Here is a 13,688-nt window from a genome sequence, read left to right on the forward strand (position 1 = left end):
ATGCTCGAGACACCAGCACTGCAAAGGAACGCGACGCTGCCCGCGCCCCTGGACACGCGTTATCAGGTGGAAACGCCGGAGGGCATCGACCTGCCACTGCGCCCGGCGGGGCTGATGCCGCGTGCAATCGCCTTCACCATCGATTTGGGCATACGCGGCTTGGTCCTGGGTGTTTTTTTCCTGGTCCTGGCGTTTTTCGGCGAGCTGGGGCTCGGCCTGGGGTCCATCCTGCTGTTTGTCGTCAGTTGGTGGTACATGGTGCTGTTCGAGGTACTCAACCAGGGGCGTTCTCCCGGCAAGCAGATCATGGGGCTGCGCGTGGTGCAGGACGATGGCCGGCCCATCGGCTGGTCGGCGTCGTTGATCCGTAACCTGCTGCGTTTCGTCGACATGCTGCCCTTCGGCTACACCTTCGGGGCCATCTGCTGCTTGCAGCATCCGGCGTTCAAGCGCCTGGGCGATCTCGCGGCCGGTACGCTGGTGGTCTATCGCGAGCAACCGGTCAAACGCCCCGCATTGCCCATGGCCCCGCCGATACGCACGCCTTTCACCCTGAACCTGCATGAGCAACGCGCCGTGCTGGGCTTCGCCGAACGCCAGGCAGAGCTGTCCCAGGCGCGGGTCAACGAACTGGCCGCGATCCTGGCCGCGCCCCTGAACGTCCAGGTGCCGAACGCCACCGCCGAACTCAATGGCATCGCCCGCGGCCTGCTGGGGCCGACATGAAGCAAAGCCTGTTCGAAAGCCGCCACCAAGGAGAATGGGAGCACCTGGCCCAGCAACTCGATCAGTTGGAGCGCAGCCGCAACGTACCCCAGAGCAGTGACTTCCCTGCCGCCTACCGACGGCTTTGCCATCACCTGGCATTGGCCCAGGCCCGGGGCTACAGCAGCTTGCTGGTGGACACCCTGCAACAACTGGCGCTGCGCGGTCACCAGCAACTCTACCGGGATCGCAGCCGACCATCGGCCAGCCTTTCGGCCTTTATCCTGGTCGGTTTCCCTCGACTGGTGCGTGAGCAATGGCGCTTCGTGCTGGCTGCCAGCCTGATGTTCCTGGGCAGTCTGGTCGGCATCGGGCTGCTGGTCTATCTGTTCCCGGAGCTGGTCTACAGCGTGTTGGGCGCCGACGAAATCAGCCAGATCCGCAGCATGTATGACCCGACCTCCGGGCACCTGGGGCGCTCGGTCGAACGGGCCGCCAGCGAAGACTGGGTCATGTTCGGCTACTACATCATGCACAACATCGGCATTGCCTTTCAGACGTTCGCCAGTGGCTTGATGTTTGGGCTGGGGAGCGCGTTCTTCCTGTTTTTCAATGGCCTGACCATTGGCGCGGTGGCCGGACACCTGACCCAGATCGGTTCCGGTGGAACGTTCTGGTCGTTCGTGATCGGTCACGGCGCTTTCGAACTCACCGCCATCGCCCTGGCCGGTGCCGCGGGCCTGCAACTGGGCTGGGCGTTGATCGCCCCGGGACGCCTCACCCGAGGCGAGGCCTTGCGGCTCGCGGCGGGTAAAAGCGTGCTGATGATCGGCGGCGTGATGCTGTTCCTGCTCATCGCTGCGTTCATCGAGGCCTACTGGTCTTCCAGCGCGGTAACGCCCGCCACCAAATACACCGTGGGCGGCTTGTTGTGGCTGTTGGTCATCAGCTATCTGTCGCTTGCCGGACGGGCCCGCCATGCGCCTGAGTGATGCCACCGTCGTCATCCGCCCACGCACCACCTGGGAAGCCATGGACCTTGGCGTGTTGATGAGCCAGCAGCATCGACGCTTGCTGATGACCAGTTGGGCGATCATCACACTGCCGGTGTACCTGTTGCTGACCCTGCTGCTGTGGGACTCACCGTCCCTGGTGGTGATGCTGTTCTGGTGGTTGAAACCGGCCTTTGACCGTCTGCCGCTGTACATCCTCTCCAAGGCGCTGTTTGGTGAAACCCCCACCTTGAGGCAGGCCTTGCGCCAATGGCCGGCGCTGCTCAAGCCCCAGTTGCTGGCGAGCCTGACCTGGCGCCGATTGAGCCTGAGCCGCAGCTTCCTGCTGCCGGTGGTGCAACTCGAAGGGCTCGCCGGTCAGGCGCGGGAGCAACGCATACGGGTACTGCTGCAACGCAACCGCGGCGCGGCGCAATGGTTGACCATCATCGGCATGCACCTGGAAACCGCCCTATGGTTCGGCCTGATGGCCCTGTTCTATCTGTTCGTGCCGCAACAAGTCGAACTGCAATGGGACTGGGAGACGCTGGTGTCAGCAGCCGAGCACGACTGGTTGTGGTTCGAACACCTGGTCAACTTCCTCTACCCGCTGCTGCTGATCTTGTGGGAGCCGGTGTACGTCGCCTGCGGCTTCAGCCTCTACCTGAACCGGCGCACGATCCTCGAAGCGTGGGACATCGAACTGGTGTTCCGGCGCCTGCGCCAGCGCCTGAGCGGCATGGCCCCGGCATTGTTGCTGCTGGCCCTGGTGATGCTGCCGCTGGCGCCCCCGGCGTGGGCCGACGAGGAGCCCAACGCCCCCGACAGCCCGCGGCTGCTCAACCAGCCCCTGACCAGCGAAGCCTCCCGGGCCGGTATCAAGGCGATCCTCGAGGCCGCGCCGTTCAAGAACCCGGAGACCGTCACCCGTTATCGTTTCGGCGAAGAAACCGCCGAACCCACCGACCAGACCGAGGCAAAACCGAACTGGCTCAAGGCCCTGTTCAAATGGCTCGGCGGCCAACGCTTCGACATCGCCGCCGCGCTGATCCAGGTCGCGCTATGGGCCTGCCTGGCAGGTGCGATCGTCTGGCTGGCCTGGCACTACCGGGAACGACTCAAAGCCCTGGTCAATCGGCGGTCGACGCAACGCCTGCCCGTGGAACAAGCGGCACCGGCACATATGTTCGGCCTGGATATTCGTGAAGAAAGCCTGCCGACCGACGTCGCCGCCAGCGTCGAACAGCTGTGGGCCACGCAACCCCGTGAGGCCTTGGGCCTGCTGTACCGGGCGCTGCTCAGCCGGTTGCATCATGACTTCAAGATCCCCTTGAAACCGTCCGACACCGAAGGCCAGGTGCTGCAACGCGTCGAACAGCTCGAGCAGGACAACCTGCTGGGCTTCAGCAAAAGCCTGACCCTGCATTGGCAGAATATTGCCTATGGGCATCGCCCGCCGCCGCCCCACCTGCAACAGGAACTGTGTGACGGCTGGCGCGGGTTGTTCGGGCCGGGAGCGTCTCGATGAGCCGGCACGCGGGGTGGCTGATCGGCGCCGTGCTGGCCGCCGTGGTGTGCGCATTCGGTTTTTATCTCTACACCCAGGCCGTGCCCTATGAAGAGGTCGTCGAGCACGGCCCCTCCCCGCAAGCACAGGCCAACCCTTACCTGGCCGCCGAACTGTTCCTGCGCCAGCGGGGGATCAACGTCGAGCACGCCAACAGTCTGGAGGTGCTGCCCACCCTGGAGCCACGCCAGCATAGCCTGCTGTTGCTGGGCGAGCGCACCCACATGACGCCACGGGAAGTCGAACAGTTGATGAACTGGACCCGGGCCGGCGGACGCCTAGTCTTTGTGGCCGAAGCCTTGTGGGACAAGAACACCGGCAGCAGCGGCGACCTGCTGCTCGACCGCGTGCGCCTGCGCCAACTGCTGAGCGAAGACCTCAAGGAGCCCGCGCCCGAACTGATCAAGGACCGTTACCCGGAACTGACCAAGCTCTACCTGGAAGACGAAGAAGCGCCAGCGTATGCCAGCTTCGACACCGACTTCCACCTCGAAGACCCGCATAACCTGGCCCAGGCCTGGGCCAACAGCGCGTTGTCGACCCACATGATGCAATTGAACCTCGGCCTCGGCACGATCACGGTGATCACCGACGCCGAGCTGTGGAAGAACGACGCCATCGACCAGTACGACAACGCCTGGCTGCTCTGGTATTTGAGCGCCGACACGGACGTCACCTTGCTGTTCAATACCGACCACGACACCTTGCTGACCCTGTTGCTGCGCTATTTCCCCCAGGCGCTGGTGGCACTGCTGGCCTTGGTTGCCCTGTGGTTCTGGCATTCGGCGGTGCGCCACGGCCCGCTGCAACCACCGGCCTCCCAGGCCCGGCGCCAGCTGGAAGAGCACGTACAGGCCAGCGCCGGTTTCCACCTGCGCCACAACGGCCAGCAGCACCTGTTGCACGCCTTGCAACAAGACGTGCTGCGCCGGGCCCGCCATCTTCACCCAGGCTTCGAACAACTGGCCGTCGCCGAACAATGGCAAGTACTCGCCCGCCTGACTCGGCAACCCACGCGGGCCATCAGCCAGGCCTTGAGCCCACGGCCGAAACAGCGTATGTCCAGCGCAGAGTTCTGCCGCCAGGTCGTCCATTTGCAAACTCTCAGGAATGCCTTATGACTGAACAGAACGAACCTACCGACGGCCAGGCCCACGCCGCCCAACAGCGCCAGCGCGCCAGTCAGTTGGCCCAGGCGATCCGCACCGAGCTGCGCAAGGCGGTGGTCGGCCAGGCCAGCGTGATCGACGATGTGCTCACGGCACTGATCGCCGGCGGCCACGTGCTGCTCGAAGGCGTTCCCGGGCTGGGCAAGACGTTGCTGGTGCGGGCCTTGGCTCGCTGTTTCAACGGCGAGTTCGCGCGCATCCAGTTCACCCCCGACCTGATGCCCAGCGACGTCACCGGGCACGCGGTGTATGACTTGCAGACCGAGCAGTTCAAGCTGCGCAAGGGCCCGGTGTTCACCAACCTGCTGCTGGCCGACGAGATCAACCGCGCCCCGGCCAAGACCCAGGCCGCGCTGCTCGAAGCCATGCAGGAACGCCAGGTCACCCTCGAAGGCCGCGCCCTGCCCATCAGCCAGCCGTTCATGGTGCTGGCCACCCAGAACCCTATCGAACAGGAAGGCACCTACCCGCTGCCGGAAGCCGAGCTCGACCGTTTCATGCTCAAGGTGCGCATGGACTACCCGGACGCCGACCAGGAGCTGGACATGGTGCGCCAGGTAAGCCGCTCGACCCGTGCCGACATGCTCGACGTGCAACCACTGCGCATGGTGCTGCAGGCCAAGGACGTGCAAGCGTTGCAACGCATCGCCAGCGACCTGCCGATGGACGACCAGGTGCTCGACTACGCCGTGCGCCTGGCCCGCACCACCCGCAGTTGGCCGGGCCTGACCCTCGGCGCCGGGCCCCGCGCGTCGATTGCCCTGGTACGGTGTGCCCGGGCGCGGGCGTTGTTACGCGGCGGCGAGTTCGTGGTGCCGGACGACATCAAGGGCTGCGCCTTGGCCGTACTGCGCCATCGGGTACGGCTGGCGCCGGAACTGGACATCGAAGGGCTGTCGGTGGACCAGGTGCTGGGGCAACTGCTCGATCAAGTGCCGGCGCCGCGGTTGTGAATACGCACTTCGTGATGGAGGGACTCAATGTGGCGAGGGGATTTATCCCCGCTGGGCTGCGAAGCGGCCCCCTGGTTTTGTCTGACACACTGCAAGGGGCCGCTGCGCGCCCCAGCGGGGATAAATCCCCTCGCCACAAAAGCGCGCTCTGCATGTCTCCAAGGGGAATGCACCCATGAAACCCTCGCGCCTGCTCTTGATCTGGCTCGCGCTGCTGCTGGCCCTCGGCATTGTGCTGGGCGCACTGCGGGCACTCGGCGTGACGGTGCCAGCGACGCTGCTGTCGATCAACTGGGGGTTGCTGTTGGCCGTACTGGCCCTGGCGCTGCTCGACGCGGTGCGCGTCCGGCGCCTGCCCTCGCCCCGGCTACAACGGCAGATGCCTGGGAGCCTGGCCCTGGGTCGCTGGGGTGACGTGCGGTTGGACATCAGCCATGACTTTGCCCAGCCGCTGCAGGTGCAGCTTTTCGATCATGTACCCGACGGCCTGGACTTCGAAAACTTGCCGCTGTCGGTCGAGCTGCAACCCGGCCAGCGCAGCCAAGTCGGCTACCGTCTGCGCCCGCTCAAGCGCGGTCACTTCACCTTCGTCCAATGCGAAACCAACCTGCCGAGCCCGCTGGGCCTGTGGACCGACAAACGCCTGCTGGAGGCCGTCGACCACACCCGTGTCTACCCGGACTTCGCCCGGCTCTACGACGGGCAACTGCTGGCGGTGGACAATTGGCTCAGCCAACTCGGCATCCGCCAGCGTCAACGTCGTGGCCAGGGCCAGGAATTCCATCAACTGCGGGAATTTCGCGAGGGCGACAGCCTGCGCCAGATCGACTGGAAAGCCACCGCCCGCCACCGCACACCGATTGCCCGGGAATACGAAGATGAGCGCGACCAGCAGATCATCTTCATGCTCGACTGCGGCCGGCGCATGCGCAGCCAGGACGGCGAACTGTCGCACTTCGACCACGCCCTCAACGCATGCCTGTTGCTCAGCTATACCGCCCTGCGCCAGGGCGATGCCGTGGGCCTGAGCACCTTTGCCAGCGAACAAAGCCGCTACCTGGCCCCGGTCAAAGGCACCGGCCAGCTCAATGTGCTGCTCAACACCGTGTACGACCTCGACAGCAGCCAACGCCCCGCCGACTACCAGGCCGCCGTCACTGAACTGTTGGCCCGGCAAAAACGCCGGGCCTTGGTGGTGCTGGTGACCAACCTGCGGGATGAAGACGATGCGCAACTGCTCGCCGCCGTGAAACGGCTGGGGCAACTGCATCGGGTGCTGGTGGCCAGCCTGCGGGAAGAAGCCCTCGACCGCTTGCGCCAGGCGCCGGTGCAAAGCCTGCCTGAAGCCTTGGCTTATTGCGGGACGGTGGATTACTTGAATGCCCGGGCCGAGCTGCATAAGCAACTGGCCGCCCATGGTGTGCCAACCCTGGATTCGCGCCCCAGCGAGTTGGGGGCGGACCTGGTGACCCAATACCTGGCCTGGAAAAAGGCCGGCACCGCCTAGGTCCTACAGCGAGCCAGCGAAGCTCCAGGTGACTACAGCGCCTTGCGCAACGGACTACAGATCCGCCAGAATCCGCCGGCTTGTGCACCTTGGCCTTGCCCCGTAACTTGATTCGCGTCGCTGATATCCGGCGATCGGGTTTAGTCGCCAGGGAGGTTAACGAAGTGCATGAGCATCATCGAGTCGGGTTCCCCTATCCCCGTACTTAATGGTGGCTGTGCGCAGGGCGCCCTTGGGCGCGCCGGTTTTTCGTTTTCCTCCCGGTCGACTAACCTGCGTTCAGCCGCCACCCCTCGTTTAGTCGCGAGTAGGTGGCAGCTCCATTCAGAGGATTACGATTATGTTCAAGGCTACTCCCAATCCCCCGAAAGCCGACCCGCTTTCCCCCCACGAAACCCTCGATCCCGAAAAGCTCGACGAAGCCGCCCAAAGAGCCCTGGACTACTACCTCAAGCCCAACAACGGCCAGCCCGACCAGAAAACCGCCAAACACCCGGACTACTTCATCGTCGCCCCCGACGCCGACCCCGAAGGCATGCTCGCCCACACCTACGAAACCTTCTGCTCGGTGAGCACGCTGATCCTGGATTTATCGGAAGATCTGGAAGGCGCCCCGCGCAACCTGGCCCTGGCGATTCACCAGATGGGCGAGATGGGGGTGTTGCTGCTGGAGCGGATGCTGGATAACGAAGCGAAGGTTCAGCGCTGAAGGCCGAATGACCTGTAAGAAACAGGATAGATGACAGCCCTGTGGGAGCGAGCTTGCTCGCGATAGCGGTGGATCAGCTTGCGGCAATATTGAATGTACCGCCGCCATCGCGAGCAAGCTCGCTCCCACAAAGTCGGTAGCCCGTAATGCTCAAGCCGATTCCGGCAACGGATAGAAACTGAAATATTGCCGCAACGCATTGACCAGTTGCCCGTACTCCGGCGGCGCCCACGTCACGCTGAAGCCGGCGTCGAAATGCATCGGCGTCACGTCTTCCTGGCACCACAGGCACCTGGCTTTCAACTTGACGTTTTGCTGTGGCCCCTCATCAGCGGGGATTTTCAGGTGCAGGTCAAAATCCGCACCGATCATCAGCGGAAGCTGGCTGATCAGCATCAGCCCATTTTCAGAAACATTGCCTAGAAAACCGATAGGCTTGTCGTTGATACCGTTAAACACCCTGAGGAAATACGGCAACTGATGCCGTTCGATCCGACGCTCTTTGTACATGTCTTGTATCGCTTTTTTAGCGGCCACGCACAGGGCCGACCGATCACTTCGGAACGAGCCCAAACGAACCCGCTCTCCCCAATCCCGGTGCCAGACGCTATCGATCGTCTTGGGCCTGCCTCTGCCGGTCTCAGGTGCTTCTAAAAAGTAGAGATCTAGCTCTAACTACGACTTGTACAAATATAGCCCAAGGTCAGGTGACAACCAGTCCCATGGATTAATTTTCATCGACACGCCGGGCAGCGGGCGGTTCAAGAAGCTGGACGGATGGCCGAGGCGCTACGGGTCGGGTAGTGGCCCAGGCTCTGCAGGGTTTCGAGCCGGGCGCGGGCACGGAACGCGTATTCGCTGTTAGGGTACTGGGTGATGATGAACTGGTAAGTCTGTGCCGCATCGATGAACAGCTTCTGCCGCTCCAGGCACTGGCCGCGCAGCATCGAGACTTCCGGCTGCATGTAGCGGCGGGCACGGCTGGCGCGGTCGACCTTGGACAACTCGAGCATGACCTGCTCGCAATTGCCACGGTCATAGGCCTTGTAGGCCAGGTTCATGTGGTGGTTCATCGACCAACGGGTGCAGCCCGTGACGCTCAGGGCCAGGGCAACAAAAAGCACGAATCGCATGGGAGGTTCTCCTGTCTTGAGCCCTGTATCGACCTGGCTGGGAAAATCTTCAGCCTGAAAATGAACCGGACGCTGTCTCTCTGGCAAGAAGAATGATGAGCTATAGGATGGGAATGAAGGCCTGTGGGAGCAAGGCTTGCCCGCGATGGCGTACTCGAGATCGCCATCGCGAGCAAGCTGTGCTCCCACAGGTCATTCCACCGCAGTTCATCCAAGGCGTGAAAATTTTCAAGAATGTTCATTTCGAAAAACAAACGAAAAAGTAGTGCATATGAACAATGACTACACCCAAAGAGCATAGTAGCCTTCGCTGGCGCTTGAACTTGAGGAGTCTTGCATGTCCGTCCGTCGCACCAAAATCGTCGCTACCCTTGGCCCGGCCAGTAATTCGCCGGAAGTTCTCGAACAGCTGATTCTGGCTGGCCTGGACGTTGCCCGTCTGAATTTCTCCCACGGCACTCCCGAAGAACACAAGGCGCGTGCCAAGCTGGTGCGCGACCTCGCCGCCAAGCACGGCCGCTTCGTTGCCCTGCTGGGTGACCTGCAAGGCCCGAAAATCCGTATCGCCAAATTCGCCAACAAGCGCATCGAGCTGAAGATCGGTGACAAATTCACCTTCTCCACCAGCCATCCGTTGACCGAAGGCAACCAGCAGGTGGTCGGCATCGACTACCCGGACCTGGTCAAGGATTGCGGCGTAGGCGACGAGCTGCTGCTCGACGACGGTCGCGTGGTGATGCGCGTCGAAACCGCCACCGCCACCGAACTGAACTGCGTCGTGACCATCGGCGGCCCGCTGTCGGACCACAAAGGCATCAACCGTCGCGGTGGTGGCCTGACGGCGCCGGCCCTGACTGAAAAAGACAAGGCCGACATCAAGCTGGCCGCGGAAATGGAAGTCGACTACCTCGCCGTGTCCTTCCCCCGTGACGCCGCCGATATGGAATATGCCCGTCAACTGCGCGACGAAGCCGGCGGTACTGCCTGGCTGGTGGCCAAGATCGAACGCGCCGAAGCCGTGGCCGATGACGAAACCCTCGATGGCCTGATCAAGGCGTCCGACGCCGTGATGGTGGCCCGTGGCGACCTCGGTGTGGAAATCGGCGACGCCGAGCTGGTGGGCATCCAGAAGAAAATCATTCTGCACGCACGCCGCCACAACAAGGCCGTGATCGTCGCGACCCAGATGATGGAGTCGATGATCCAGAACCCGATGCCGACCCGCGCCGAAGTGTCCGACGTAGCCAACGCCGTGCTCGACTACACCGACGCCGTGATGCTCTCGGCCGAAAGCGCCGCCGGCCTCTACCCGCTCGAAGCGGTGCAAGCCATGGCGCGTATTTGCATCGGCGCTGAAAAGCACCCGACCAGCAAGACCTCCAGCCACCGCATCGGCAAGACTTTCGAGCGCTGCGACGAAAGCATCGCACTGGCGACGATGTACACCGCCAACCACTTCCCGGGCGTGAAGGCGATCATCGCCCTGACCGAAAGTGGCTACACGCCGCTGATCATGTCGCGCATCCGCTCCTCGGTGCCGATCTACGCGTTCTCCCCGCACCGCGAAACCCAGGCCCGCGCCGCCATGTTCCGTGGCGTCTACACCGTGCCGTTCGACCCGGCGGCCCTGCAACCGGGCGAAGTCAGCCAGGCGGCGGTGGATGAGCTGGTCAAGCGCGGCGTCGTGCAGACCGGTGACTGGGTCATCCTGACCAAGGGCGACAGCTACCACACCATCGGCGGCACCAACGGGATGAAAATCCTGCATGTTGGCGACCCGATGGTCTGAGTGACCGAGCGCTGAAAAACAAAAGCCCCGCCATGTGAATGGTGGGGCTTTTTGGTTTTTGCTTGAAGTTTGTGCGGTCTGGTCTGCCGCCATCGCGAGCAAGCTCGCTCCCACAGTAGGTTTGTGGTGTTCATGCCCCCCCTGTGGGAGCGAGCTTGCTCGCGATGGGGCCAGGCCAGGCGCTACAGAATTCAATGCCTGTTGATAAACCCCGACAACGCCGCAACCGCCTCGGGCGAGCGCAGGCGTTGGGTGAACAGCTTGCCCTCTTCTTCAATCACCTTGCGCAACAGTTCCCGGTCCGGCGCCCTCATCAGTTGCTTGCTGATGCGCACCGCGTCAGGCGGCAGCGATTCGAAGCGCAACGCCACCTCCCGCGCCTTGGCCAGTGCCGTTTCACCGCTGTCCAGCGCCTCGGTGGCAATGCCCCACGCCACCGCTTGTTCGCCACTGAAGCCCTCACCCAACAGCAACAATTGCGCAGCCCTGGCCTGGCCCAGCAGCCGCGGCAGGATCAGGCTGGAACCGAATTCAGGGCACAGCCCCAGGTTGACGAACGGCATGCGCAGCCGCGCGTCCCGGCTGACGTAGACCAGGTCGCAATGCAGCAGCAACGTGGTGCCGATGCCGACCGCCGGTCCGGCCACGGCGGCGATCACCGGTTTGCGGCAATCGAGCAGGCTGAGCATGAACTGGAACACCGGATTATCGAGGTCGTTCGGTGGCTGTTCGAGGAAGTCGACGATGTCGTTGCCGGCGGTGAAGCAGTCACTGGAGCCGCTGAGCAGCACCGCGCGAATCTGCGGGTCGTTGTCCGCCATCGCCAGGGCTTGGGCCAATTGACCGTACATGGCCCGGGTCAGGGCATTTTTCTTGTCCGGGCGGTTCAAGCGCACGGTCAGCAGGCCGCGTTGACAGTCGAGCAACAGGGTTTCGGTCATGATCGGTCTCGCGTCTGGAAATCAGCGCTCAACCACGGGGCAGGAAGACGTCGGCCAGCAGTTGATTGCGCGGCAAACCAGCCAGGTACAAACGCTTGGCAAAGGCCTCGACCCGGTCGGGATGGCCGCAGAGTAAGGCCTGGGTTTGCCGGGAAACAAGCCGCAGTTGCGCCAAGGCGGACGGCGCCTCGGCCGCGGTCAGCAGCTCCACCGAGAGGTTTTCATGCTTGGCCGCCAGCGCCGCCAGGGGTTTGGCCAGATAATGCCCGGCCGTATCATGGGCCACGTGAATAAGGCGAATCGCGCCTTGGTGATGCTGGCGCAAGGCTTCGCGCAGGAGGCCGAACAACGGCGCCAAACCCGTGCCGGCAGCAAGCAGCCACAGGGGTCTGGCGTGCCAGTCGAGGTCATAGTGCAAGGCACCGCCTCGCAGTTCGCCCAGGCGGATCGGGTCGCCGGCCTTCATCTGCCGGGCCGCCTCGATGAACTGGCCGGGCTCGCGACAATCGAGGTGGAACTCCAGGAAACGGTCTTCTTCGGGCAGGCTCGCCAGGGAATACGGCCGGGCCACCTCGCCGGTCCACAGCACCAGATGCTGCCCGGCCCGATACCGCAGCGGCCGCTCGGGGGTGACGCGCAGACGCAGCACCTCACCGCCCAGCCAATCCACCGCCATCACCTGGGCGGCCTGGCCGTCGCGTTGCGGGTCGAAGGTGTGGATCCGCACATCCTCGACCACCTGGCATTGGCAGGCCAGCCGCCAACCCTGGTCGCGCTGCGTCGGGCTCAAGGCGTCGGGGCGGCTGTCGCGCACATCGCCTCCCACGCACTGCACCAGGCAAGCGTGGCAGCTCCCGGCGCGGCAACTGTAGGGCACCGCCACGCCAGCGCCGTTCAAGGCGTCCAGCAGGTTACTGCCCGCCGCCACCGTCCATTGCCGACCGGCGACTGTCAGTTCAGGCATCGACGTTCTCCCAGGCGGCGGCGCAACGATTGCGGCCGTCTCGCTTGGCACGGTACAGGGCCTGGTCGGCACGCTGCAACGCGTTGTCCAGGTCATCGCCCATTTCCAGCATCGTCATGCCCGCCGACAGGCTGAGGGCACCGACCTGCAGGCCGATCAGCTCGACTTCGGTGAACGCCAGCCGCAACCGCTCGCAACAGGCCGTCAGGCGGTGAGGGTCGCAAGCGGGCAGCAGCATGACGAATTCCTCGCCGCCATAACGGGCCAGTACATCGCCCTCGCGCAGGCACGCCGTGGCCACCGCGGCAAACGCCTGCAGCACCTGATCGCCCGCGGCATGGCCATGCAGGTCGTTGATGCGCTTGAAATGGTCGAGGTCGATCAGGGCCAGGCCATGGGCGACGCCGGGCCTGAGGGTGTTGAGTTCGCGGGAGGCCAGGCGCAGGAAGTGCCGGCGATTGAACAGCCCGGTCAGTTCATCGGTGGCCACCAGGTCTTCGAGCTGGCGCATCATCCCGCGCAAAGTGTCCTGGTGCGCCTGCAAAGCAAACCGCCGCTGGCGCATGCGCTGACGTGAGGTCTGGACGTAGCGGGCGTAAAACACCAGCCACACCAGCACCAGAAACAGCACGGCCACCTGCAACCCGGCCAGGGTGGGATCGGGAAGCCTGAAGAAGTAACCGTCCCAGAGGGTAATCGCGGCGAAGCTGATGAACACCAGCGACGCGCAGCGCACAAAGGCCCGGCGCGACAGGTGGAACAGCCCGAACAGCAGGATCAGCACATAAAACACCAGGAACACGCCCCGGGCCTGGTCCAGGTGCGCCATCATCCAGGTCTGCCAGCCCAGGCCGATCAACACCTGCACTTCGGTGAGGCTGGGGTCGGCGAAGCGCAGGTTGCGGTCGGTGATAAACAGCGCGAACAGCCCGGCCTGGCACAGCACGACCAACACGCTGCCAATGATGACACCGCGCAACGAGTCCAGGTAATGCCCACTGAAAAATGCCAGCCACAACAAAACCAGTGCCAGCGCGTACGTCGCGGCCGCCAAAGCGAAGCGTTTCAGCAAAAGACGTTGAATGGCGTTATGGGTCAATCGTTGACTCACCATGGGAAAGGAAACTGACAGGAGGCGTCCTACGCTACAGGCCAGACGCCACTTTAGTGGCGTGTAGGGCAAATGACCATTCAATTCTGGAGCAGAAAAATGGCGTCAAAGCAATGGCCCAATTGACGCATTGTTGAGTGCTGGCAGA

Annotated in this window: 13 protein-coding genes; 8 read left to right on the plus strand and 5 right to left on the minus strand. The window is 63.5% G+C overall.

All coding sequences use genetic code 11. From position 1 onward, the window contains the following. The 7 genes from AB7M32_RS26960 (at position 1) to AB7M32_RS26990 (ending at position 7,602) form a co-directional block, all read left to right on the plus strand. Entirely contained in the window at positions 1-726 is a 726-nt protein-coding gene (locus AB7M32_RS26960; protein ID WP_072408825.1) for an RDD family protein, read from the plus strand. Beyond that, the gene (locus AB7M32_RS26965) at positions 723-1,697 is read left to right on the plus strand and encodes a stage II sporulation protein M (protein WP_454251896.1); all 975 of its coding nucleotides are present in this window, start codon (positions 723-725) and stop codon (positions 1,695-1,697) included. Before AB7M32_RS26960 ends, AB7M32_RS26965 begins: the two co-directional genes overlap by 4 nt. Beyond that, a complete protein-coding gene (locus AB7M32_RS26970; RefSeq protein ID WP_454251897.1) occupies positions 1,684-3,225 on the plus strand; it encodes a DUF4129 domain-containing protein in 1,542 nt (513 codons plus the stop codon). Before AB7M32_RS26965 ends, AB7M32_RS26970 begins: the two co-directional genes overlap by 14 nt. Beyond that, the gene (locus AB7M32_RS26975; RefSeq protein ID WP_454251898.1) at positions 3,222-4,385 is read left to right on the plus strand and encodes a DUF4350 domain-containing protein; all 1,164 of its coding nucleotides are present in this window, start codon (positions 3,222-3,224) and stop codon (positions 4,383-4,385) included. The genes AB7M32_RS26970 and AB7M32_RS26975 overlap by 4 nt, the downstream gene beginning before the upstream one ends. Then, positions 4,382-5,386 carry an AAA family ATPase gene (locus AB7M32_RS26980; RefSeq protein WP_092332372.1) on the plus strand — a complete coding sequence of 335 codons (1,005 nt, stop codon included), beginning with the start codon at positions 4,382-4,384 and terminating at the stop codon, positions 5,384-5,386. The genes AB7M32_RS26975 and AB7M32_RS26980 overlap by 4 nt, the downstream gene beginning before the upstream one ends. A 175-nt stretch (positions 5,387-5,561) precedes the next feature. Then, positions 5,562-6,893, plus strand: a complete 1,332-nt coding sequence (locus tag AB7M32_RS26985) for a DUF58 domain-containing protein (RefSeq protein ID WP_454251899.1) — start codon at positions 5,562-5,564, stop codon at positions 6,891-6,893. Positions 6,894-7,233: 340 nt separating this feature from the next. Then, positions 7,234-7,602 carry a DUF6124 family protein gene (locus AB7M32_RS26990; protein WP_454251900.1) on the plus strand — a complete coding sequence of 123 codons (369 nt, stop codon included), beginning with the start codon at positions 7,234-7,236 and terminating at the stop codon, positions 7,600-7,602. Between the two features lie 150 nt (positions 7,603-7,752). Here AB7M32_RS26990 and AB7M32_RS26995 read toward each other — a convergent pair whose 3' ends face one another. After that, the gene (locus AB7M32_RS26995) at positions 7,753-8,112 is read right to left on the minus strand and encodes a PilZ domain-containing protein (RefSeq protein WP_454252206.1); all 360 of its coding nucleotides are present in this window, start codon (positions 8,110-8,112) and stop codon (positions 7,753-7,755) included. Between the two features lie 251 nt (positions 8,113-8,363). Beyond that, entirely contained in the window at positions 8,364-8,735 is a 372-nt protein-coding gene (locus AB7M32_RS27000) for a tetratricopeptide repeat protein (protein ID WP_207964963.1), read from the minus strand. A 337-nt stretch (positions 8,736-9,072) separates the two neighbouring features. Here AB7M32_RS27000 and pyk point away from each other — a divergent pair, with 337 nt between their 5' ends. Further along, positions 9,073-10,524 carry a pyruvate kinase gene (pyk, locus tag AB7M32_RS27005; RefSeq protein ID WP_210640468.1) on the plus strand — a complete coding sequence of 484 codons (1,452 nt, stop codon included), beginning with the start codon at positions 9,073-9,075 and terminating at the stop codon, positions 10,522-10,524. A 191-nt stretch (positions 10,525-10,715) separates the two neighbouring features. On the opposite strand, the gene AB7M32_RS27010 is transcribed toward pyk, so the two are convergent. Genes AB7M32_RS27010 through AB7M32_RS27020 form a run of 3 tightly spaced genes read right to left on the minus strand, consistent with a single transcriptional unit; the run spans position 10,716 to position 13,528 of the window. After that, on the minus strand, positions 10,716-11,465 hold the full coding sequence (locus tag AB7M32_RS27010) for an enoyl-CoA hydratase (RefSeq protein WP_454251901.1): 750 nt from the start codon (positions 11,463-11,465) through the stop codon (positions 10,716-10,718). A 28-nt stretch (positions 11,466-11,493) separates the two neighbouring features. Continuing rightward, entirely contained in the window at positions 11,494-12,429 is a 936-nt protein-coding gene (locus tag AB7M32_RS27015; RefSeq protein ID WP_454251902.1) for an iron-sulfur-binding ferredoxin reductase, read from the minus strand. Then, entirely contained in the window at positions 12,422-13,528 is a 1,107-nt protein-coding gene (locus AB7M32_RS27020) for a diguanylate cyclase domain-containing protein (protein WP_454251903.1), read from the minus strand. The genes AB7M32_RS27015 and AB7M32_RS27020 overlap by 8 nt, the downstream gene beginning before the upstream one ends. Positions 13,529-13,688 lie beyond the last annotated feature (160 nt).

It is taken from the genome of Pseudomonas sp. R151218B TE3479 (assembly GCF_053629195.1).

What these genes read in the sequence shown, in the direction of transcription:
- AB7M32_RS27015 (WP_454251902.1), bottom strand. Translation starts at nt 12,429, where the DNA reads ATGCCTGAACTGACAGTCGCCGGTCGGCAATGGACGGTGGCGGCGGGC.
- pyk (WP_210640468.1), top strand. Translation starts at nt 9,073, where the DNA reads ATGTCCGTCCGTCGCACCAAAATCGTCGCTACCCTTGGCCCGGCCAGT.
- AB7M32_RS26960 (WP_072408825.1), top strand. Translation starts at nt 1, where the DNA reads ATGCTCGAGACACCAGCACTGCAAAGGAACGCGACGCTGCCCGCGCCC.
- AB7M32_RS26990 (WP_454251900.1), top strand. Translation starts at nt 7,234, where the DNA reads ATGTTCAAGGCTACTCCCAATCCCCCGAAAGCCGACCCGCTTTCCCCC.
- AB7M32_RS26980 (WP_092332372.1), top strand. Translation starts at nt 4,382, where the DNA reads ATGACTGAACAGAACGAACCTACCGACGGCCAGGCCCACGCCGCCCAA.
- AB7M32_RS27000 (WP_207964963.1), bottom strand. Translation starts at nt 8,735, where the DNA reads ATGCGATTCGTGCTTTTTGTTGCCCTGGCCCTGAGCGTCACGGGCTGC.
- AB7M32_RS26975 (WP_454251898.1), top strand. Translation starts at nt 3,222, where the DNA reads ATGAGCCGGCACGCGGGGTGGCTGATCGGCGCCGTGCTGGCCGCCGTG.
- AB7M32_RS26985 (WP_454251899.1), top strand. Translation starts at nt 5,562, where the DNA reads ATGAAACCCTCGCGCCTGCTCTTGATCTGGCTCGCGCTGCTGCTGGCC.
- AB7M32_RS26965 (WP_454251896.1), top strand. Translation starts at nt 723, where the DNA reads ATGAAGCAAAGCCTGTTCGAAAGCCGCCACCAAGGAGAATGGGAGCAC.
- AB7M32_RS26995 (WP_454252206.1), bottom strand. Translation starts at nt 8,112, where the DNA reads ATGTACAAAGAGCGTCGGATCGAACGGCATCAGTTGCCGTATTTCCTC.
- AB7M32_RS27010 (WP_454251901.1), bottom strand. Translation starts at nt 11,465, where the DNA reads ATGACCGAAACCCTGTTGCTCGACTGTCAACGCGGCCTGCTGACCGTG.
- AB7M32_RS26970 (WP_454251897.1), top strand. Translation starts at nt 1,684, where the DNA reads ATGCGCCTGAGTGATGCCACCGTCGTCATCCGCCCACGCACCACCTGG.